Annotated in this window: 16 protein-coding genes; all 16 read right to left on the bottom strand. The window is 43.7% G+C overall.

Annotated features, from left to right (window positions below; translation table 11 throughout):
* Nucleotides 1–706 precede the first annotated feature (706 nt).
* The 16 genes from galU to GC102_RS25215 all read right to left on the bottom strand — a co-directional run bounded on the left by galU (nt 707) and on the right by GC102_RS25215 (nt 21,887).
* Nucleotides 707–1,588: a UTP--glucose-1-phosphate uridylyltransferase GalU gene (gene galU, locus GC102_RS25290; RefSeq protein WP_171691959.1), complete on the bottom strand. Its 882-nt coding sequence runs from the start codon at nt 1,586–1,588 to the stop codon at nt 707–709.
* Between the two features lie 69 nt (nt 1,589–1,657).
* Nucleotides 1,658–3,478 carry a polysaccharide biosynthesis protein gene (locus tag GC102_RS25285; protein WP_376769408.1) on the bottom strand — a complete coding sequence of 607 codons (1,821 nt, stop codon included), beginning with the start codon at nt 3,476–3,478 and terminating at the stop codon, nt 1,658–1,660.
* A gap of 25 nt (nt 3,479–3,503) precedes the next feature.
* Nucleotides 3,504–4,193 (bottom strand): CpsD/CapB family tyrosine-protein kinase, encoded by a 690-nt coding sequence (locus GC102_RS25280; protein WP_171691958.1) that lies wholly within the window; start codon nt 4,191–4,193, stop codon nt 3,504–3,506.
* Nucleotides 4,174–4,929 carry a YveK family protein gene (locus tag GC102_RS25275; RefSeq protein WP_171691957.1) on the bottom strand — a complete coding sequence of 252 codons (756 nt, stop codon included), beginning with the start codon at nt 4,927–4,929 and terminating at the stop codon, nt 4,174–4,176. The genes GC102_RS25280 and GC102_RS25275 overlap by 20 nt, the downstream gene beginning before the upstream one ends.
* A 121-nt stretch (nt 4,930–5,050) precedes the next feature.
* A complete protein-coding gene (locus GC102_RS25270; RefSeq protein WP_171691956.1) occupies nt 5,051–7,492 on the bottom strand; it encodes an S-layer homology domain-containing protein in 2,442 nt (813 codons plus the stop codon).
* 31 nt (nt 7,493–7,523) lie between these two features.
* Nucleotides 7,524–8,294 carry a tyrosine-protein phosphatase gene (locus GC102_RS25265; RefSeq protein WP_171691955.1) on the bottom strand — a complete coding sequence of 257 codons (771 nt, stop codon included), beginning with the start codon at nt 8,292–8,294 and terminating at the stop codon, nt 7,524–7,526.
* Between the two features lie 898 nt (nt 8,295–9,192).
* A complete protein-coding gene (locus GC102_RS39145; protein WP_216628157.1) occupies nt 9,193–9,603 on the bottom strand; it encodes a hypothetical protein in 411 nt (136 codons plus the stop codon).
* Between the two features lie 125 nt (nt 9,604–9,728).
* A complete protein-coding gene (locus GC102_RS25255) occupies nt 9,729–9,941 on the bottom strand; it encodes a hypothetical protein (protein WP_171691954.1) in 213 nt (70 codons plus the stop codon).
* A 77-nt stretch (nt 9,942–10,018) separates the two neighbouring features.
* Entirely contained in the window at nt 10,019–10,240 is a 222-nt protein-coding gene (locus GC102_RS25250) for a hypothetical protein (protein ID WP_171691953.1), read from the bottom strand.
* Nucleotides 10,241–10,392: 152 nt separating this feature from the next.
* Nucleotides 10,393–12,288: an ATP-dependent protease PrkA gene (locus GC102_RS25245; protein ID WP_057307127.1), complete on the bottom strand. Its 1,896-nt coding sequence runs from the start codon at nt 12,286–12,288 to the stop codon at nt 10,393–10,395.
* 229 nt (nt 12,289–12,517) lie between these two features.
* Nucleotides 12,518–14,806 (bottom strand): glycoside hydrolase family 95 protein, encoded by a 2,289-nt coding sequence (locus GC102_RS25240; protein WP_246321115.1) that lies wholly within the window; start codon nt 14,804–14,806, stop codon nt 12,518–12,520.
* Nucleotides 14,807–14,817: 11 nt separating this feature from the next.
* Nucleotides 14,818–16,653 carry a cache domain-containing sensor histidine kinase gene (locus tag GC102_RS25235; protein WP_171691952.1) on the bottom strand — a complete coding sequence of 612 codons (1,836 nt, stop codon included), beginning with the start codon at nt 16,651–16,653 and terminating at the stop codon, nt 14,818–14,820.
* A complete protein-coding gene (locus tag GC102_RS25230; protein ID WP_171691951.1) occupies nt 16,650–17,669 on the bottom strand; it encodes a response regulator transcription factor in 1,020 nt (339 codons plus the stop codon). The genes GC102_RS25235 and GC102_RS25230 overlap by 4 nt, the downstream gene beginning before the upstream one ends.
* Nucleotides 17,670–17,748: 79 nt before the next feature.
* The gene (locus tag GC102_RS25225; RefSeq protein ID WP_171691950.1) at nt 17,749–19,869 is read right to left on the bottom strand and encodes a TIM-barrel domain-containing protein; all 2,121 of its coding nucleotides are present in this window, start codon (nt 19,867–19,869) and stop codon (nt 17,749–17,751) included.
* A gap of 17 nt (nt 19,870–19,886) precedes the next feature.
* Nucleotides 19,887–20,849 carry a Gfo/Idh/MocA family protein gene (locus GC102_RS25220; protein ID WP_171691949.1) on the bottom strand — a complete coding sequence of 321 codons (963 nt, stop codon included), beginning with the start codon at nt 20,847–20,849 and terminating at the stop codon, nt 19,887–19,889.
* A 15-nt stretch (nt 20,850–20,864) separates the two neighbouring features.
* The gene (locus GC102_RS25215; RefSeq protein ID WP_171691948.1) at nt 20,865–21,887 is read right to left on the bottom strand and encodes a glycoside hydrolase family protein; all 1,023 of its coding nucleotides are present in this window, start codon (nt 21,885–21,887) and stop codon (nt 20,865–20,867) included.
* Nucleotides 21,888–21,895 lie beyond the last annotated feature (8 nt).

Below are 21,895 nucleotides of genomic sequence, written 5' to 3'. Positions count from 1 at the left end.
TTTGCTTTAATAATTGCTCCACAACCAATATGATATCATTCAGACGAAGGTATCATGATCAATAATTGTACCTAAGCTGACGATGGATCCTCTTTAAATAAAAAAAATTTGTGTTTAAAATTGCTTTCTCCTCAACAGCCGTACCTTGATAAACAGACACTGTTGAACCGGAATTACAAAGCGTCTCTCGAACGTCATCTTCGGGTACAAGCTGTATACCAATAATCGATGCTTTATATCGCTCAAACTGTTCAATCATTTGCTTTAAAACAAGGTTTTTCCGCTTTTATAATATCATCACCTAATTAGACTACGAACGGTTCATCCCCAATAAATATTCTGGCATACCAAATAGATTCCCTAGTCCTTTTGCCTCTATTTGTCGAATATAGCGTATTTAGGGGCTATAGAACTTCATTCAGAGGCTCTATTTTTCCTTTTTCCTAAAGAATTTGTTCAAGTTCAAAGGAATTATAAAATCGCAGGTTTATCGACAATTGGCGCAGCATTTCTTCAGGCATCACCTTAGTATCCGGTAAAAACCATGTTGCGAGCCTATTGCTGGAACAATCACAACAACCGTTCGTGAATTGGAACAGAATCATCACAAAGCATTATAATTGTGTAAGTATCCCACTGTAATCAAAAACATCTAAATTTTAATGCAATAATTCCCCGATTTTTAGTAGGATATTAACAATTAAATCTATTTTATTTTTAATTCTTGTTCCATAACTTTAGAAAGATACTCTATTAAACTGTGTCTTAACTCTTCACGTTGTAATGCAAAATCGATTGTGGTTTTGATAAAACCCATTTTTTCCCCAACATCATATCTAGTACCTTCAAAATTATATGCATAAACAGCTTCGTTACGATTCAATTCAGCGATAGCATCAGTCAACTGAATTTCATCACCTGTCCCAGGTTTTTGATCATCTAGAATCTTAAAAATCTTTGGACTAAGAATATATCGTCCCATTATAGCAATATTTGATGGGGCCTCATTCTTCTTTGGTTTCTCTACTAAGTTATTCAAACAATAAAGACGGTCATGGATTTCCTTTCCATCGATAATGCCATATTTAGAAACTTCATCCTCAGAAACTCTCTGTACACCAATAATCGATGACTTGTAGCGATCATACTGCTCAATCATCTGTCTCAAGCAAGGTTTCCCCGCTTGTACGATGTCATCACCGAGTAATACAGCAAAAGGCTCATTACCAATAAACTTCCGAGCACACCAAACAGCATGTCCTAAACCTTTAGCTTCCTTTTGTCGAATATAATGAATATCAACCATTTTGGAAGATTTTAGAACTTCATTTAGAAGTTCTATCTTCCCTTTTTCTAATAAATTTTGTTCAAGTTCAAAAGAATTATCAAAATGGTCTTCAATGGCCCTCTTCCCTTTCCCGGTAACGATGATAATATCCTCGATCCCGGATTCTACGGCCTCTTCCACTATGTACTGAATCGTAGGTTTATCAACGATAGGAAGCATTTCTTTTGGCATGGCCTTGGTAGCCGGCAGGAATCTAGTTCCAAGACCTGCGGCCGGAATGATCGCCTTTCGCACCTTCATGTATTGTCTCTCCTTTTATTAGATGTTATTATTATTCTCGTATTGTGGTATACAACAATACAATAATCTTCAACCCACATTACTAAAATTCGGCACCAAATGCTTCACAGCCTCACGAACAATCCCCTGTTCTTCGCAAACAATCTTTTCCAATCGTGCAATCTCTTTTGCAAGCTCACTGTGACTTATCTTCGATGGACTACCCACAAAGATCCGATCATGTGTGGTATTTCCAATACCCTCTTCATTCAGCAACAGTTCCTCGTATAACTTCTCTCCAGGTCGCATTCCAGTGAAATTAATTTCAATATCTACACCGGGTTCGAATCCTGATAATCGTATTAGGTCGGTTGCCAAATCAACAATTTTTACAGGATCTCCCATGTCTAGAATGAAAACTTCCCCTCCCTTAGCGAATGCTCCAGCCTGAATAACAAGTTGAACGGCTTCCGGGATTGTCATAAAATACCGCACCATCTCTGGGTGGGTTACGGTCACAGGTCCGCCTAATGCAATTTGTTCTTTGAAATGCGGTATTACACTACCCCGACTACCCAGTACATTACCAAAGCGTACGGCTACGAATTTGGTTTGACTGACTCGATCCAAGCTTTGGATGATCAGTTCAGCAATTCGTTTGGTAGCGCCCATCACACTTGTTGGATTGACTGCTTTATCTGTTGAGATAAGAACGAATCTCTCGGCTTTGAATTGATGCGCGCATTCTGCAACATTTCTGGTTCCGAATACGTTATTCTTTATAGCTTCCGCAGGATTACGCTCCATTAGAGGAACATGTTTATGTGCAGCTGCATGAAAAATGACCTTTGGCTGAAAATTTCGAAAAACATCTTCCATCCGTTCTTTGTCTTGGACATCTGCTATCACCGGTTCTATTTTCAAACTAGGAAACAATCTATGTATTTCTTTTTCTATACCATAGATACTGTTCTCACCATGACCCAGCAAGATTAACCTCCTTGGATTAAAAGGAGCAATTTGTCTGCATAGTTCGGAACCAATAGATCCGCCGGCACCTGTAACTAGCACGACTTTATCCTGAACATAATTGGCAACGCCCTCTAGATCGATGTTAATGGGGTCGCGCCCTAGCAAATCCTCGACTTGTACATCTCTAATTGCATTAATAGTCACTTTACCTTCAATTAAATCATTGATCCTCGGGATTATCTTCATTTTTGCTTTGGTATGCTTGCAAATATCGATAATCTCAGATATATCTATTTTGGATACAGATGGCATGGCAATAATAATCTCTTCAATTTCGTAATCTTCAGCGATTCTTATAATCTCATTTCGTGCTCCCAACACAGGAATCCCCATGACCAGATGCTTATACTTGGATGGGTCATCATCGATAAATGCGACGGGGTAAACTGGAGAATTCGGATTAAATTTCAACTCTTTGGCTATTAATATTCCACAATCACCGGCACCAATAATTAAGGCTTGCCGTTGGTTTGTTTTCTTCTTATAGTACTTATCTCTTACTACTCTCCATAGAAAGCGGCTCGCTCCAATGATAAGGATCATGTTCTCCACAACTCGAATATATATGGAGAAGGGAACCCTAGGCTCATGTAGCAAGCAAATGATGAGATAGGACAGTGTACATGTTGCTAATACTGCTTTGATTATCGAAATAACTTCGCCAATACTTGCATATTCCCAGACCCGCCTGTACATCTTGAAGTAGATCAAACTTGCTGCACCTACAATCATAGATACAGCTGCATACTCTAAGCATTGAGTCAAATATGTAGGCGGGATATGCCAATCAAACCTTAATAGATAGGCAATGAAAATGCTCAACCAAATCAGAAACATATCAAGTAGAACGAGTATGGTCTTTCTGCTGCCGAATCTCACCGGAATCCCCCACTAGCCGATCATGCTATTTACTTTCACCATAGTAATAGTAATAGTATGCATCTTTGTTTTTTCTATCTACATTGTTAAGAACAACTCCGAGTATTCTAGCTCGTACGTTATCAAGATTTTGTTTCGCTTTAAGTGCAATGTCTCTTTTCACTTTGTCCGAATCGACCACCAAAATGACGCCGTCTGAACGAGTAGCTATGATCTGAGAGTCTGTTACGGCAATAGCTGGTGGAGCATCGATAAGAATGATATCAAATTGTAGTTTTAGCTCATCTAAGATACTAACCATTCTTTTGGAAGCTAGAATTTCAGATGGATTTGGTGGAATGGGACCAGAACTTATAATACTAAGATTCGGAATGGAAGTTTCTTGCAGAACTTCTTGAATCGTTAATTGGTTCGTCAATAGGTTGGTAAGTCCCCAACGGTTCGAAACTTGCAACGTATGATGCATAGTTGGTTTTCTGAGATCTGCATCAATAACTAATACTTTCTTATCCGCTTGTGCATAAGCTACAGCAAGGTTGACAAGAGTGGTCGATTTCCCCTCTCCAGGTCCAGCCGAAGTAACCATAATCACTTTCAATTCCTCGTCAATTGATGAAAACTGGATGTTGGTTCTCAGTGTCCTATAAGCCTCGGAAATTGGAGATTTGGGATTTTGGTGGGTAATAATTGGTCTTTTATTGGTTGAGTTTGACATGTGATGGCTCCCCTACCCTTTGTTCTTTCGTTTGCTTACTATGATGTTGAAAATCTTCCGGTTTCATCTTCGTAATCATAGTTAAGGTTGGCAGTCCTAAATACTGCTGTACTTCTTCCTCTGTCTTTAATTTATCGTCCAAATATGCCACCAAGAAGGCTATTCCAAAAGAGACCATGAGAGATACAACAAAGCTAATCGCAACATTTAAACTTTTATTCGGCTTTACAGGAGTTGGTTTATCTATTTCTTTCGCTTCATTCAATAAAGAGATATTATCTACTTTCATAATCTTTGGGATTTCATTTTGAAAAACTTTGGATACAGCATTCACGATGTCCGCTGCTCTCTCATACGAAGGATCTTGAACAATAAGGGTCATCACTTGTGTATTGTTAACCGAGCTGACTTTTACCTTCTGTACTAACTGCTCGGCATTTATATTCAAATCCGGGAAATCCACAACTACTTTATCCATAATTCTTGGAGTTTTAATAATTTCCTTATAGGTGTCAATTAATCTGATATTCAAATTAACTGTATTCAAATCAACTTGTGAAGCTCCTACTTGATCGTTCGATTTAATAACAATCAGCTTCGTGGAAGCTTCATAGATCGGTTGTAAAAACAAGTAACTAACAACAGCTGTTGATACCGTTGCAAGTAAAACAATTGTTACTATCATCCACACCCTTTTACGTAAAATTTTTAAGTAATCTTTTAATTCCAATTCCATTACATTCCCTCCGTATCCATGCTGTAGAGTATCGTTGTATGCTGTACATATTCGATTTAGAAATTATAAGGAATCCCCCCCTTATTAAGAGAGGAGGATTCCTCCTAGATAATAAATATTCTTATTTATTCAACAAACGATAAATGACTACAGCAGCTTGAGCGCGAGTGGAGTTGGCATTGGGATTAAATACACTACCTTCTTCTCCAACAACGATACCTTGGCTTGCAGCAAGAGCAACGCCATCTTTCAATGAAGCGTTAATAGTATCCGCATCTTTGAATCCTTTAAGAACTTCATCAACCTTCGCTGGGCTTAAAGTTACGCCTTTAAGCGACAAGGCTCTGGCCGACATAACAGCCATTTCTGAACGAGTAATCTGTCCATTCGGATCAAATTTACCAGCTTCTTTACCATTTACAATTCCGTTCTTAACAGCAGAAGCGACATACACTTTGTACCAATCGGAATCATTCACATCATCGAAGCTTTCAGAAGCACTAGCGTTTTCCAAATTAAACGTCTTGACAATCAATTTAGCAAACTCAGCACGTGTTACAAAACCATTAGGTTCGAATACTTTATCAGCTCGACCTTCTAAAATCCCTTTAGCTGCTGCTACTTGAATTTGTCTGCCAGCCCATGCTTTCACAGGGGTAGTATCATCAAAGTAAACATTGTTTTGTACAACTGTGTAGGTGGAGAAGGAATTACGAACGCCATTCAGAACGCCATTGCTGAATTTACCACCGTAGAACTCCAATTTGCCATCAACGATTTTCGCAAGTGAAAGTAATTCGGTATCGAATTGATTGCCATTAGGAACTGGAATAGTTACTTCAACAGGTGTATTGAAGCTTCCTACTTTAGATCCGCCTGATGTAAATTCAAATTCGTACACACCGGATGCTACAGGCAGCTGCGTCACACTCGTTGCAACGGTTTTATCTTGATTAGTCACTTTTAGCGTAGTATCTGCACTGAACTCAGATGGACTAACACCTAATGTAAGACCATTCAGTCCAACCGCAATTTTATCGACACCACCTGCTACTGCTGCAGCAAGTAAGTCTTTAGCAAAAGGAATTTCCGTTGTTTTGGCGCTAATTGTTCCAAAATTGAGTGTAAGTACAACTTTCTCTGCTTTCGCATCAGGATTCAACGCTTTTAGTTTATCGTTAAGCGCTTTGGCTTGTGCTACAATGTCTTTCACTTTGCTTACAAGTCCAGCTACATCAAGCTTTGGCTTAGCTACACCGTTCTCAACGACAACTAAGGATGCAAGATCCAATGTGGATAATTTTGCAATAGCTGCATTGACTTTCTCTTGAGCTGCTTTGAAGATTTCTTGTTTCTTCTCAGGTGAAGCACCTGTGATATCTTTGAAGAGGTCTGTTAACTCAGAGATTGCTTTATCAGATTCACTTTGAACAGGACCTCCACCACCGCCGCCGCCTGCAGGAGGAGGAGTAGAACTTGCTTCTTTAGCTAGTGAAATTGCATCTGGTGAGATGTAGAGTAGAATACCGAATTTGGTATCACGAGCTTGGATGACACCACTTCCGGAGTCTGCGCCATCAAGCACCAAAACACCGTTATCGAATTTAACATTTGATGCTGTATGTAAGCTCCATTTTATAAAATCGTTAACAGAAATTGTTAATATCTCCAGATCAGGTGTAGCCGTTGTAGAAGTCTTTTTACCAGCATAGACGATTTCGTCTTTAAGCAAGTATCTTACAGAAGCAGATTCAAGTGCAGTTCTAGCATCTTTTGCTTTTATTGTAGGGGCTTTGCCTTCAATGAATTCAGCAACTTTGTTCTGTACTGTGTCTAGATCGCTTAAAGTAATACCATAGTAGTTCAAAAGTTTACTAATTAGTAAAGTATTTGGTGCCACAATAGCATCATTAACAATGCTGCTTACCGCATCTTTGATAACTTGTGAATTCACTGCACTACCTTTAAGGGCTAATGCTAATGTTCCAATAAGCGAAGCTTTATTATCAACTAAAGCTTGAAGTGCAGCATTCTGGAATGCGACTACGTCGCCTTTATCCAAACCGCCAGCTTGATTAATTCCTTTAAGATTTGCTGAAAGGAATAAATCATTAATAACTGCACGGTATTCTTCATCATTAATTAGTTGGTCAATCTCAGCACTTGTTCCGCTATAGAAAACGTCTAATGCCATAACCAGTTTAAATGCGTTGTCCACATTAAGAACTGATGGGGATGAAAGACCTGGAGCAGAAGCATTTCTTTTAATTTCAATCTTATCCCATATTTGTTTAATCATTTCATACTTTTCATCATGAGTTGCTGTTAAATCATTTTTCACAAAGTCTCTTACAGCAGCAACATTCGCAGCTCCTGCTGTATCTCTAGCAAGTTCAGCCTTCAATGCATTCAATTGATCGAAAGCAGTAGAAGCAGATGCTACACCAGCAGTAATACCCAGTTTGCTAGCGAGTCCCTTCTCGCTTAACGGAAGTCCTGCAATGGATGCAAACAGCATGCTTGCTGCTAGCGTTGTTACGGTTAATTTTTTCTTCATGGTCATGCTAACTTTCACCTCATTAAAATTAGTTTATTTATTTTGATTTCCAAAACTGAAACCACTTGGATTTCGCCCAAACAGGTTGATAAATCTCGATTGGTTGGTCATGGATGACCCTGTTGGCATTATTTTGGAAGGTGTTCACGATGTCTGTTCCTAGCTTTTCTTGCAACATTTCATAGGCTTCTCCAAGAGCAAATGCTCGACTTGTTGAATTATGAGCATCTGAAGCAACGAAGTGAGCTAAGTGATTCCTGCATAAATCTAATGAAAGTTGTTGAATTGATCTTCCAAAATCACCTATGAGAGAATGGGCGGTTATCTGAGATAAAGCACCCAACTGGACTAATTCTACAAGCCTATTGGGGTTATCAACGAGCTCCCTATTGCGCTCTGGATGAGCAATTATTGGTACCCTATTTAATAAATGTAATTCATGTACTAGGTCTTCAGCGCCTAATGGAACTCGATCTGACGGGAATTCTAGTAATATATAGCGAGAATCATCCAAAGTGGAAGATTTCTTAGCTTCAATATCCTCTATTAAACTTCTATACACGCGAATTTCTTGTCCTACATGAATGCGAAGAGGAATATCCCTGTGATCTAGTTCTTCTTGAAACGTTTTAACTTGCTGTTCTACGAACTCCCTTTCATTAGAGAATCTACCATTCTCATGATGAGGAGTCGCTATTACGGTATGTATGCCCTGTCTTACAGCTTGTCTTGCCATATCGATGGATTGTTCTAAATCCGAAGCTCCGTCATCAATCCCTGGTAGTATATGACTATGAATATCAATCATTAGAAACCCCAATTCTAATACTAATTACCTATAAAAGAGTGACACCAAACAACACAATATGGCATTATTTGCATCATTGCTTAGTGGAATTGTAGCATATATGCTACATAATTCCTATACCTTACATACCGAAAATATTGACTGTTGTTCAATTGTCCGCGATTTCCTTGACGGTAATGTGAACATAGTATTATCAGACTTTTCCTGTAAATTTCGTGTAAAATCAGATCTTTATGAAGTATGAATGTTTCAATTCGATTTTCTAAATTAATTCGACACAGATCATTTGTTATCGACATGTATCTACAAAATAATTAGTCTTTAATATTATCAGAAAATTCAAATATAAATGAAATAGAACTTAACTACTAAGTTCATCTTTTCACTCAAAAAATAAGCCCCCAATCTTAGTGAGTGCACCCCTTATAATAAACATTAGAAAAAGACCCTGATATTCCCAATGGGATGTATTTTTACCAAGACAGGTAGAGGCGATTTCTATTCATACATAAAACGAAACCATACTGACAAACACAAACCGATGATAGAGCTCATTCAAAACGTCTATGAACAGTCATCCACAGAGTAAATTAAAAAAAGACGCCGGTGCAGTACCGACGCCAGTTTGCTGCCTAGTAAGGCTGATTCGCATTCCATAAGTATGGGGCCACTACCCAAGGTAGCAAATTGTTCAGTCCGCCAAATCCAACGAGGAGAGACTTTGGTCTACGACCAAAGATCCCTATATTAGGTTTTATCACCAATTAGTAAGCGTGTTTCGGGGTAACCGAAACTTATACTTACTAATGTGGTAACAAAATACCGAGAAACTTTCTGATAAGAAAGCATCTCGGTTCCATCTCGGTTCTTAAACCTTATCATGTTGAGATTATGCCCTCTAAATACCTGGATAACCCGGGGAATATGGTGGGTATGGATAAGCCTGGTATGGATATGGATATGGACATTGACATAGATAATCCTGGTATGGATATGGACATGGACATGTTGGATATGGATATGGATATGGATATGGATAGTAAGGCTGTGTCGCATTCAATAAATAAGGGGCTACTACCAAAGGCAGGAGATTGTTCACTCCACCATGCCCTGGGAAGCCATGATGACCAGGACCACCAGGACCAGGACCGCCATGACCAGGACCGCCATGACCAGGACCGCCATGACCAGGACCGCCATGTCCGGGACCGCCATGTCCAGGACCACCATGTCCGGGGCCACCATGGCCTGGACCGCCTCCGTGCCCACCTTGTGGTGGCCGTAATTCTTGCTCTTCAGGTTTCGTCATTTTCTGGATCACTCACATTCTTATATAGTTAACCGCCTACAATACTGTATGTGTGCGATTGCCTAGTTGGTGACCACTTCTCCAAAAATTGGGCGGTTACTTTCTTATGCTTTGTAACAATCATATTACTTCCGATCTTTCCAGATATCGCAGAGTCCGACGAAAAAAACAACAATTGTCGTGATCACAATAAACCGAATATCCCAAGCGTTCGGAAAATCATTCACCTTAGTACCTGAAGCACGGAGAACAAGAACAAATAAGAGCAGGACTAAATCAAAAAACATACAGTAGGCCATGCGAGCCGAAAGCTTATGAAGTGGTAGTTTGTCCACCATTTTGCCGAATCCAAAGACGTCTGACCATCTTCCGGGCTCGTTGGATTTTTTCTGGGGGGGAATTGTCTTCTTGTCGATCAGAGGTCGGCTTTTGCTCGTTTTGCATCTTTCTTGCCAGCACCTTGCCTCGACTCATGGACATCCAGCCACATCAGAATGGCTCCGCCGAAGCTAAATCCCGCTATACATATTCCCCCCAAAGGAGATAATAACCCCACCTCCCAAGTCATCACGAAAGCTAGAAAACTCACTAATAGTAAAAGAAATGCACCTGTCTTTTTCATTGAGTTGCCTATCATAATCTCTTGCACCTCCCTCGTTGTAAGATCTTATAGTATATGAGAGATTGATAGATTCGGTGATAGACAGTAGACGATGACCTTTACAAATGAAAAAAAGGACCTAAGGGGTCGTCACCGCCTCAAGTCCGTTTTACTTCCACTATTAAGTTTTATCTGTTCAGCAAACTCCCTACATAACGCAGCAGCTCATTGGCACATACAGGGCAATATCCGTGCTCATCAATCAATTGTTTTGTCACATCATTAATTTTCTTCAACTGCTTCTCATCCGGTGTCTTCGTGGAAGTCGTTATTTTCACGATATCTTTCAAATCAGCGAAGAGCTTCTTCTCAATCGCTTCACGCAGCCGCTCGTGGCTGCTGTAATCGAATTTCCGACCTTTACGGGAATAGGAGGAAATGCGGATCAGTATTTCTTCTCGGAATGCTTTCTTGGCATTTTCAGAAATGCCGATTTGCTCTTCAATGGAGCGCATCAGGCGCTCATCCGGATCCATTTCCTCACCGGTAAGCGGATCCTTGATTTTCCCCCAATTACAATAAGCCTCAATATTATCGAGATAGTTATCGAAAATGGTTCTGGCTGATTCTTCGAAGGAGTAAACGAACGCTTTCTGCACTTCTTTCTTGGCAATATCGTCGTATTCCTTGCGCGCCACGGAAATGAAATTGAGGAACCGCTCACGCTCATCCTTCGTAATCGACGGATGCTGATCCAACCCATCTTTCAGGGCACGCAGGACATCTAGTGCGTTAATGCACTGAAGATCTTGGCGAATCAATGCACTTGAAATTCGGTTGATGACATAACGCGGATCGATGCCGCTCATACCTTCTTCTTGGTATTCATTTTGCATTTCTTTGAGGTCCGCTTCTTTGTAACCTTCCACAACTTCACCATCATACATACGCATTTTCTTGACTAAATCCATCCCTTGCTTCTTCGTTTCCTTCAAGCGGGTAAGAATGGAGAAAATCGCAGCAACTCTGAGCGCGTGCGGAGCAATATGAATGTGAGACATATCACTCTGTCCGATGAGCTTGTAGTAAATTTTTTCTTCATCCGATACCCGAAGGTTATACGGAATTGGCATAACAATCATCCGCGATTGCAAAGCCTCATTTTTCTTGTTCGCAATAAAAGATTTATACTCGGTTTCATTCGTATGCGCAATGATCAGCTCATCGGCGCTAATGAGAGCGAACCGTCCTGCCTTAAAGTTACCCTCTTGTGTGAGAGATAGTAAGTTCCAGAGGAATTTCTCGTCGCATTTCAGCATTTCCTGAAACTCCATAATACCCCGATTTGCCTTATTCAGCTCCCCGTCGAACCGGTATGCACGCGGATCAGATTCGGAACCAAACTCCGTGATGGTAGAGAAGTCTATACTTCCCGTCAAATCGGCAATATCCTGTGATTTCGGATCGGATGGACTGAACGTACCGATACCTACACGCGCTTCTTCTGAAACGAACACACGCTCAACATGAACATCTTCAATACAGCCGTTGTACTCGGTCTTTAAACGCATTTGGCAGGAAGGACATAAACTGCCTTCAATCTTTACGCCCAGCTCTCGTTCGATCTCGGGACGCAGCTCCATAGGAATCAAATGAAGTGGTTCCTCGTGCATCGGACACCCTTTAATCGCATAGACAGCCCCTAAGTCAGTTCTAGCAAATTGCTCCAGCCCTCTTTTAAGCATAGTCACAATGGTTGATTTACCACCGCTTACAGGACCCATCAGCAGTAATATCCGCTTACGAACATCCAATCGACGGGCAGCGGAATGGAAATATTCTTCCACTAGCTTCTCAATGGCTCGATCCAGGCCGAAAATCTCTTTGTTGAAGAATTTGTAGGATTTGTGCCCGACTTGGTCATTGATTCCTTGCGAAGCAATCATATCATAGACCCTTGAATGCGCTGTTCTCGCGAGTCCAGGATTTTTGCGAAGCAATTCTATGTACTCCGCGAACGTACCGGTCCAGCTCAATGAATCCTTCTCCGTACGATGCTCCGAAATTCTTTTGAATATGTCCATGGGTACCTCCTTTCACTGCTGCCTTTCTTATCTAGGTCAGCTCGTGATGGTGAATTGTGTACTACAATCCTATGCACTCATGGAGGATAACTTGCCCGAAATTTTTTAACTCTAATGGATTTCTCACTTTACTATTTTGGTTAACGTAATGGATTAGCAGTTGCGAATTCAACTATCAAAGGAATGTAAATAACTGGAATTGAATGCCCGTCCATACAAGTCTCAACGATTATTTTCTATAAAGTTCATACGTTCTGCCAGCTTCAACACGAAACTCTACAACTGACTGATTCCCGCCCAAGGCGATATCTTCTCCCCCGCAGCGGACCAGAACTGCTTGACGTGTACGTACTCTACATAAACCAGCCTTCGCTGCGCTGATAATCGCTTCCGATAGTATTCCACCGGACCATTTGAGGTTAACAACGTATCCGCCGCGACCCCTAAGTCCTCTCACTTCTCCCTCAGACCACAAAGACGGCAGCGCAGGAAGTAAGTTCAGCTCATCAGCATGGGATTGCAGCAGCATCTCAACAATGCCCGCCGTGGCACCGAAATTTCCGTCAATTTGAAAAGGAGGATGCGCATCAAAAAGATTGGGATACGTTGATTTCCGCAGCATGTGGCTCAAATGCGCATACGATTGTTCGCCATCTTCCAGTCTTGCGTACATATTGACGATCCACGCACTGCTCCAACCCGTATGCCCTCCTCCGTTTTCCAATCTGCGCTGCAGTGTTGCCGCAGCTGCCTTGGCTAATTCCGGCGTGCGATGCAGATTAATTTGGGTTCCCGGATGCAGCGCAAACAACTGTGAAATATGCCGATGACCTGGATCATCTTCCTCATAGTCCTTCAACCACTCCATGATTTGTCCGTGTTTGCCAATCTGCGGCTTAGGCAGCCGCTCCAGCAGCGCGGAGAGCCGCTCATGAAGCTCACTATCGACCTGCAGCAGGAGGCTGCTCCGTTTACATGCCTCGAACAGCTCACGGATGATCTGCGTATCCATAGAAGGTCCCATGGTCAGTGCCCCTCTGGTTCCATCCGCCAATACATATACGTTTTCTGGAGAGACAGAGGGTCCCGTCACAAGCTGTCCATCTGGTGATTCCACCAAATAATCAACGAAAAAAGCCGCGGCATCCTTCAAGATCGGGTACGCCCTATGCCGCAAAAATTCCATATCCTCGGTAAAAACAAAATGTTCCCATACGTGCAGGCTTAGCCATGCAGCTCCCATCGGCCATATCACACATGTCGGAAACAACCCTTCAGGCCGTGTCTCTCCCCATAAGTTCGTGTTGTGATGAGCGACAAAGCCCGAGCAGCCATACAGCTCCCGCGCTGTTTGTCGGCCGCTGACCTGCATCCTTTCGATATGGTCGAACAGCGGTTCATGGCATTCCGATAATCCGCAAACCTCAGCTGGCCAATAATTCATTTGTGTATTGATATTAATCGTATACTTGGACTCCCATGGGGGTGTGAAGCTTTCATTCCAAATGCCTTGAAGATTCGCGGGCAGACATCCTGGGCGGGAGCTGGCGATCAATAAATAACGTCCGTAATGAAAGTAGAGCTCCGCCAAACCGCTATCCTCAGTCGATTGATCCCCTTGTAAAAGCTTCAACCGCTCATCCGTTGGCAAATCATCAAAAGGATCGTTTTCCGTCAAAGACAAACTCACCCGATTATACAATTCCTGATAATCTTCGATATGCCGGTGTTCGATCTCGTCAGCATTGAACCGATCGGCGCCCTCAATTTGAAGCTTGCATGCTGCTAATGGATCTAGCTCTCGAAATGTGCTGGCTGCGGCTAGTACTAATGTCACAGAGCTAGCCCCTTCCACAGACAGGAAGTCGCCAATCACGGACACATGACCATCCTGGGACTTTGCTCTCAACACGCAGGCATATTCGACACCATGCTTCCCACATTCTCCGCTCATCCAGATACTACCCTCCGACAATGCGCCGGTTTCCCCCTCAAACGGTCTACGGTTCAGATTCGCAGAGAAATTAAGCTTGCCTGGCTGATCACACTCCAATCGAATCATCATCACTTGATCAGGGTTGCTGGCAAACATCGTACGACGATAAGTGACTCCGCCCACCCTATAGGTTGTACGAACGATGGCTTGCTTCAAATCCAATTCTCGGCGATAATCTTCAACTTCGCCTTTCTGATCATGAAAATAAAGCCTTAGGTCTCCCAAAGGCTGATAAGGGTTGTAATATTTAGGTGAGGAAAAGAGCGCCATTCGCGTTAATCGCGTGGCCTCCTCGACGTTTCCGGTGAAAAGCAGCTCTCGGATTTCTTCTAAATATCGAGAACCATCGGGATTGATTCCATCTTTGGGACCTCCGTACCAGATGGAATCTTCATTTAATTGAATTCTTTCCTCTTGCACTTGCCCGAAAATCATCCCGCCTAGTCGACCGTTACCGATCGGAAGCGCTTCTACCCACATCTTAGCAGGCTGAAAGTACCACAATTTCTCGCGATTGTTCAAGTTTATGCCCCCTATATAAGATTTGGTTTATCATCATGTTTAGGCGATGCAGGCATCACCATAATCATTTTAGTTCCCTGCTCAGCCATACTTTCAATCCTCAGTCCATAATTCTCCCCATACACCATTTGAATTCGGCGATGGACATTCAGCACACCAATACCGCCTTTTTTACCCGCTTCATCTATTTCAGCATCTGCCAGTCTGTTTGTGCTCAACTTCTCTTGGAGCTGCGTAAGTTTTGTCTCCGATATTCCTGAACCATTATCCTCTACACTGATCCAGAAGATTCCGTCCTCTACCCCTCCGTCGATTCGGATGAAATGATAATCTTCCAATCCTTCCGGAAATGCATGCTGGAACACATTTTCGACCAGAGGCTGAAGAGTCAGCCGTACCATGACATGAAGCAAATATTCGGGCTTAATCGCAACATCAATCTCGAACTCCCGGCCAATTCTATGCCTCAGTACGACCAGATAATACAGAACGTGCTTCAACTCGTTCGCAACCGTAATTTCTTCCAGATTGGTTTGAACCGAGTAGCGCAGCATATAAGCCAGTGCCTTAACGATTTCGGATATCTCCTCTGAATCCTGGATTGTGGCATAGCAGATAATTGTCTCCAGTGTGTTGTACATAAAATGAGGATTGATTTGCAGCTGAAGAGATTGAAACTCAGCCTTCTGCCGCTCCATCCGAATTTCTGAATTGCTTAATTCGACCTGAACCACACGATCAACCGCTTCAGACAGCCGATTGACCATCACGTTATAGCGTACCATGAGTTCGACAATTTCGTCCCTGTGAGAGGGGAGTGGAATCGTGGCCCAATTCCCCTTTTCCGTCTCTCTCATCCCGGATTTAAGTACTTGAATCGGCTTCGTAATCGACCTACCGAATCTATAAGCAAGTAAGATTGCTAATACTAGTGTAAATAGTCCGACTACAAGCGTTGTCGAACGGATGTTAGCCACCGGTTTACGAAGTTCATGAAGCGGCATGGAAACAACAAGCTGCCAACCCGAATAATCGGATTTGCGGCTTAGATACATGCGCTGATCTCCCTCACTGCTATCGACGAAGGAAGAAATCCCAGCCGTTTGCAGCTTCTCCACGAACTCTTCCGGAACATCTGAACCGACTTTTTTTCCATCCGGATGATAGATATAACGACCTTTTTCATCCATGATAAACAGGTACCCGTATTTACCTAAATCAATCCCTTTCCATAGGGCAGACAAATCAGCGGATCTCATCTCAATGGCGAGCAAGCCACTCAATTCAGGCGAGGTGAAGCCTCGAATACGACGGACTAGCGTGAGCATTTGATTCTCTTGACCTTCAATAATGGTGTGGTTCAAAATACTTAATTTTCCGTCAGGCGTTGTATTGGCGAGAAAATATTCCCGCTGCTTCCGTTTATCCTCCACATTGAAGGATTGCTCGTTCACACCATTATAGTAATAGACCGCATTCAGCTTATCGCTGAGCAAATAAACTGAAGCTAATTTAGGGTTGCGAATAAATAGCGGATCGACACTCGTTTCGAGAATCATTTTCCGATAGGTATAAAAGTCATATTCCTCCCGATTGGCCTTCAGATCAATAAACTCCATAACCTGTCTGTTCGTCAAAATAGAGACAATGGAGCGCTCATAGTCTTTCAAATACAGATCTGTATGATGAACCGCGTTTCCGACGATTTGATTCATTTGATTCTCAACCATTTCCGCTAACTCTTCGGAAGAAGTCATATAGGAGAAAATACCTACACTGCTGAGAGAAAGAATAATGACAATCAGAAAATAGATGAATAGCTTTTTCGTTAAACCTCTAATTTTCATTTGATACCGAGCCCTGCGCGATATTCAGAAGGCGAAACGCCAACAATTTTTTTGAAGGTTTTCGTAAAATGGGGGTAATCGTCATACCCGACATCGGCGGCTACATCCACGATTCGGACATAAGGGATAGCCAGCATTTCCTTCGCCTTCGTCATCCTTTTTTTGATCCGATACTGAACAAAGGTCTCATGCGTTACTTTTTTAAAAAGCGAACTGAAATAGGTTGGTGTCAATCCAACCATCGCAGCAACTTGATCCAGCGAAATGTCCTCTGACAATCGGCTGTCGATAAAGCCTTTGGCCTCTTCCATTGGATCTTTGAAGCTGCCGCTTCGAACGTCTTGAAGTCCTTTCGCCATTTGAAACAAACCTTTCTCAAACGTTTCGAGGGCTTCCTTCACACTATCCGCCTGCAAGTGAGCTTGCACGGAAGAAGGGGAATAATTGCGGCCTTGAAAGCGTTTGACAAGAAGCGCATTACAATCGTCCAATAGCTCCTTAAGCTCGCCCAACGATAAATTGGCAGATAGGCAGTATTCACGCCACCGGCTGATTAAGCTGCTTAGTTCCTCCATTTGCAAGGCCCATATTTGTTGTTCCATTTGATCGATCCACTCGATATAACGGGAAGGCGGCATATAGCTGCGTGATGGCTTTTTGATCAATTGATCCAGCATACCATGCACATCCGATTTGGTAACCGGTTTCAGCATATAGTGCCGCACACCATAATTCATGCTTTTTTGGGCATATTCAAAGTCACTATAACCGGATATCACAACGGTTTTAATTTGAGGGAATTCCTCATGAATGATTCTGCAGAGCTCCAATCCGTCCATTTTGGGCATGCGAACATCCGTCAACACAAGATCAGGTTCGCAGGCGCGAATCCGCTCTAAAGCAGCCACGCCATTCTCTGCCGTCTGTATTTTCGTGAAAGAAGGTGCGTACATTTCCGCCATCTTAACCATTCCTCTGCGAATGACAGGTTCATCGTCTACAATCAGTACATGCATGTCCAGACCTCCCCTATGTTTCTCAGAATCGCTATCCAATTATGATAACTCACGGAAATTGGTTCTACAACGGAAGGAATCACAAACGAGTTTGTGCGAAACGCCACGTGACAGAACTGAAGGATGTCGGTTCCCCGTCTGTCCCTATGAGTTCCCCGGAGTACACGCCAGCTGCATTTTGCGTAACTGCCGCCTTCCAACGTCCGAACTTACCTTGTTCATAATCGAACGATTCCCCGTCATCATCGTACAGATTTCCTTCACCCATTCCATCACCGAAATGAACCAGTTCAAGTGGAACACGCGTGTCTAAGGGTGGAACATGCGATAGCGCAGGCATCATCGGAATGATAGACCCGCTTCTTACAAATACCGGAATTCGTTCCAAGCCTGCTTGAACGCGAATGATACATCCACCGGTATAACGTTCCCCTGTCTCTAATCCATACCAAATTCCGGATGGTAGTAGGACTTCCCGCTCAGACTCTCCTTCAACCAGCGGAGCTACTAACAATGCTTCGCCGAACATGTATTGGTCATCCCATTCTCTTACTTTTTTCTTGCCGTAAGCAGCATCTGTCGTATTCAAGGTTTGCTCAGCTGCTTCGGCATACATCGCCTCGGCTTCTGCGATTTCTGATGCGGACATCACGAAAGGCATTGCGCGGAAAGGAGGAATACCATGCTCTCGGTAGGTTGCAAAAGCTGTATACAAATATGGCAGCAATCTCATCCGCAGCTTGATATAATGGCGGACAGTTCCTTCCACTTCTGGGAAAGACCAAGGCTTCGTACCATCCCCCCATGCATTCAGCATCGCGAGTGGCGAGAAACATACCGTTTGCATCCGCCGTACCCAGTCTTCGGCATTTCGGGCTCTGCGAACCTCCGGTGTCCACAGCAGCCCGCTGAAGGAGGAGTTGCATATACCGCGAATAAATTGTTTATGATCATAGAGATCCGAATATAGGACATAAGGCATCGTTGAGGCTGCGGCATTCGAAGCTCTAACAAGTCCGTACGTTCTCCGATTTTTGCTGCGGAACAGTTCAGCCGTCATTTTTTGGAACATCAACCCGTACATCTGTCTCATCTGCTCGCCATCCAGACCGGATGGAAACTGAGCATGTCCTGGAAACATCCAGGAATTGTTGGTCAAGTCACTTCCATCACATTCATCCAGCTTGTAACCGGATACTCCGATATTCACATGCTGCTCTTCATGCTGCTTCTTATAAAGCTCCACAGCTGCTGGCATCGAATAATCCGGCGCAAGCCCGCCCCATACCGAATGACTCCCCGAAAGCGGCTTCAATTCCTCGTACAGCTCACTCTTAGGCGATACGAAGGGATGCTCCCACAGGTTCACCCGAAAGCCGCTTTGGTCCAAAGCTTTCACGAATTTTTCGGGCTCAGGGAATCGGCTTTTCTCCCATTCGTAACTGACTGGGTAGCTTTGGCTGTGCCAACCGGGTTCGAGCCCGATCACATCACAGGGAATATCGTGCTGACGGAATTGCTCCGCTTCTTCAAGCACTTGCTGATCCGTATACAGCGTCGGAACACGGTGCCAGAAGCCAAGACCCCACTTCGGAGGCAGTGTGCCACCCCCGCAAAATAAATTATACCTAGCCACCACATCCGAAAGGGAGGGGCCGCCAAACAAATACACGTCTGCACCTTCGAAAGGAATCCGGATTTCCACTCGTGATGCGACTAGTGTTGCCTTCCATCCCTTATCGGTGTTGCGATCACGAATATCCTCGCTTTGCGTCTCCTCCTGCCTCATGGTTGACCCGCAGTACAGAGTAACGATCCGTGAAGTATCCACCAAAACGCCATACCCGAGATCACTTACGTAAAAGGGGACAGGAGCATGAGTCTCGCCCGTATCCTGCTTGGGATCGCTGTTCACACGTAAATAACGGTTTCTTCCCCGTTGATTCATTCTTAATAACTGAAGACCTGTCCCGTAAAGCTTTTCAGTTCGATCAAGCGGAATAGACAGAATGAGACAGCCATTTGCTTCCTCGAGCTGAATACTTTCCCAGGCAAAAGGCGGCTGTACCTGCGGCATTTGCTGCAGGGCCACGGTTTTCGGCGAAACGCCCATCAATGAGAGCGGTGTAATTCCTTGCGGTTCTCCAATCGTAAGGCGCCATACGCCTGGCGCCGATTGTTGCCAATTCGTTATTTGCATGCTAGTTTCCCCATTCATCATAGAGTTGGAACCTCAATGGCCTTCATCTGACCAGATTCGCTCGCCAGCTTCGTGTAATGAACTAGTGCTTGGGTTTTCAGATAGTCCCTTCCGCTTGTTTCCGCTTCGCGCCGCTCCCGAAGGGATGCCAAAAATTCAGCCAGTGTGTCCGTTTCATCTACACCGCTTATATCATCGACGAGTAAGACCTCTCCGTCCCGAATTAGGCGGATTTCCTTATCGATGACTTCCATAGCCCCTCTGGTTCCTTCAATTCTCCAATTGCCGCTCCACGGTGTTTCTGTTCCTCTTGCAGCGATAGAGGCATTGTAGGCAGCTGTGATTCCATTATCCATTTCAAGGAAGGCATAAGCATTGATAATAGCCCCATCTTCTTCCCAGGCGCCAATTGGATTGTACAGTTTGGCCTGCACCGATTTCCCCTCTCTTCCAGTTAAATAACGGAGCATATCCAAGTGATGTACACCAATGTCATCCAGGATACTAACGGTATATCTCCGCTGCACATGGTGGTACCTGTAGAACTGTATATCCAGCGTGGAAAGAGTGCCGATTGCACCCTCGTCTATTAGCTGTTTCATTTTACGAATATAAGGCATCCTGCGGTAATTTTCTGCGATCATAAAAGGAATGTGTTCCCGAGCAGCTCGAGCCACGACCTCAATGGACTCCTCATAATCAAAGGAAATCGGTTTTTCACACAAAACAGCCAGCTTACGGTCAAATGCCGCATGATTCACAGCAGTGTGCATCATCGGTGATGTCACATTGACAAGAAAATCCGCCTGTTCGTTTTGCAAAGCTTCTTCTAATGACGTGTAGAAAGGGAACGGATCATCCTTCATCTTCTCTTTCATGGCCATATCAACCTCAACGACGGCTGCTAATAAACCTTGATCTCTTAGACGTTTATACCAACTGAACCCAGCAGATCCCAAACCAACCAGTATAGCTTTCATATGTAAACTACCTCCCTAAGGCTTCAATGGAATAACCATATTCCAAGTGTTCGCTGCGTTGCGAAATCCCCCGGATCCATCGGCAACTGCAGCGAACAGATGCGTCGGTTTCCCATCATGAAATAACAGAAATGGCCGTTCAAGATTGCCCATCGTTTGCTCCGTTCCATCGTCCCAAAGAACCGTACGTGAATAAGCCTTTGGCGTCTCAGATAATTGCCATTTCAGCCCATCCTGAGAAACAGCATGAATGCCTCCATGCCTTTCCCCGCAAAGTGTTCCTTCCATATCCTTGGCTAACAGCTCATACCCTTTCGCCGTCTTCCAGATGAAAGGATCCTCGATATGAAATTGATCCGGCGGAAAAATAGGCTCCTCTGTTAATACGCGATAAGGTCCTTGATAGCTATCTGCTGCGGCCGCCCCAATCGTCATCTTCCCATGAAGATTACCTTCATATTGACGGGCTTTGTAGACAAGCAGCACAGAACCGTCTTCCTGTAAGCAAGGTGCCGGATTGGAGGTCAAGTAGCTATCGAACCGGTTTGGGCGCACAGGGAGTATCGGGCTCTCGCTTCTTTCCCAAGGCCCAAAAACACTGTTCGCCATAGCGAGACCCACTCGTTTATTGGAACGTGCTACGATGCATCGCGGGTCCTCCAACCCGAATCCATCACCGGCGACCACATCAGGCAGCGGGTGCGTAGAACCCATATAGTAGAGAAGATACTTATCTCCGAATTTGGTGATATGTGGATTATGCGTGCTGCGTCCGTCCCAATACTGGGCTCCTCTGGCAGGCAGAACGACCTCTTGAAAGGTATACGGTCCCTCCGGGGTATCCGAAACCGCTCGCACTATTTCTGAAGCAACAAGCCAACCAGGATGCATAGGCAGCGATTTGGGCCAACGAGAAGCAAACATATGATAGCGTTCATCCTCTCCCCGAATAACCGAACCGCACCATACCCAATAACCTTCCATTCGAAACCCGCCTTCGCGAGGCGCGGGCAGCATACGTTCTGCGATACTTTCCATTCAGACAC

The organism is Paenibacillus germinis (assembly GCF_013141785.1).
Lineage (GTDB): Bacteria > Bacillota > Bacilli > Paenibacillales > NBRC-103111 > Paenibacillus_E > Paenibacillus_E phytorum.
The sequence above is the reverse complement of the archived record's forward strand: the minus strand, read 5'-3'. Positions and strand labels throughout refer to the sequence as shown.

What these genes read in the sequence shown, in the direction of transcription:
- GC102_RS39145 (WP_216628157.1), bottom strand. Translation starts at nt 9,603, where the DNA reads ATGACGAAACCTGAAGAGCAAGAATTACGGCCACCACAAGGTGGGCAC.
- GC102_RS25225 (WP_171691950.1), bottom strand. Translation starts at nt 19,869, where the DNA reads ATGCAAATAACGAATTGGCAACAATCGGCGCCAGGCGTATGGCGCCTT.
- GC102_RS25220 (WP_171691949.1), bottom strand. Translation starts at nt 20,849, where the DNA reads ATGAAAGCTATACTGGTTGGTTTGGGATCTGCTGGGTTCAGTTGGTAT.
- GC102_RS25250 (WP_171691953.1), bottom strand. Translation starts at nt 10,240, where the DNA reads ATGATAGGCAACTCAATGAAAAAGACAGGTGCATTTCTTTTACTATTA.
- galU (WP_171691959.1), bottom strand. Translation starts at nt 1,588, where the DNA reads ATGAAGGTGCGAAAGGCGATCATTCCGGCCGCAGGTCTTGGAACTAGA.
- GC102_RS25215 (WP_171691948.1), bottom strand. Translation starts at nt 21,887, where the DNA reads ATGGAAAGTATCGCAGAACGTATGCTGCCCGCGCCTCGCGAAGGCGGG.
- GC102_RS25255 (WP_171691954.1), bottom strand. Translation starts at nt 9,941, where the DNA reads ATGGTGGACAAACTACCACTTCATAAGCTTTCGGCTCGCATGGCCTAC.
- GC102_RS25270 (WP_171691956.1), bottom strand. Translation starts at nt 7,492, where the DNA reads ATGACCATGAAGAAAAAATTAACCGTAACAACGCTAGCAGCAAGCATG.
- GC102_RS25245 (WP_057307127.1), bottom strand. Translation starts at nt 12,288, where the DNA reads ATGGACATATTCAAAAGAATTTCGGAGCATCGTACGGAGAAGGATTCA.
- GC102_RS25280 (WP_171691958.1), bottom strand. Translation starts at nt 4,193, where the DNA reads ATGTCAAACTCAACCAATAAAAGACCAATTATTACCCACCAAAATCCC.
- GC102_RS25265 (WP_171691955.1), bottom strand. Translation starts at nt 8,294, where the DNA reads ATGATTGATATTCATAGTCATATACTACCAGGGATTGATGACGGAGCT.
- GC102_RS25235 (WP_171691952.1), bottom strand. Translation starts at nt 16,653, where the DNA reads ATGAAAATTAGAGGTTTAACGAAAAAGCTATTCATCTATTTTCTGATT.
- GC102_RS25230 (WP_171691951.1), bottom strand. Translation starts at nt 17,669, where the DNA reads ATGCATGTACTGATTGTAGACGATGAACCTGTCATTCGCAGAGGAATG.
- GC102_RS25275 (WP_171691957.1), bottom strand. Translation starts at nt 4,929, where the DNA reads ATGGAATTGGAATTAAAAGATTACTTAAAAATTTTACGTAAAAGGGTG.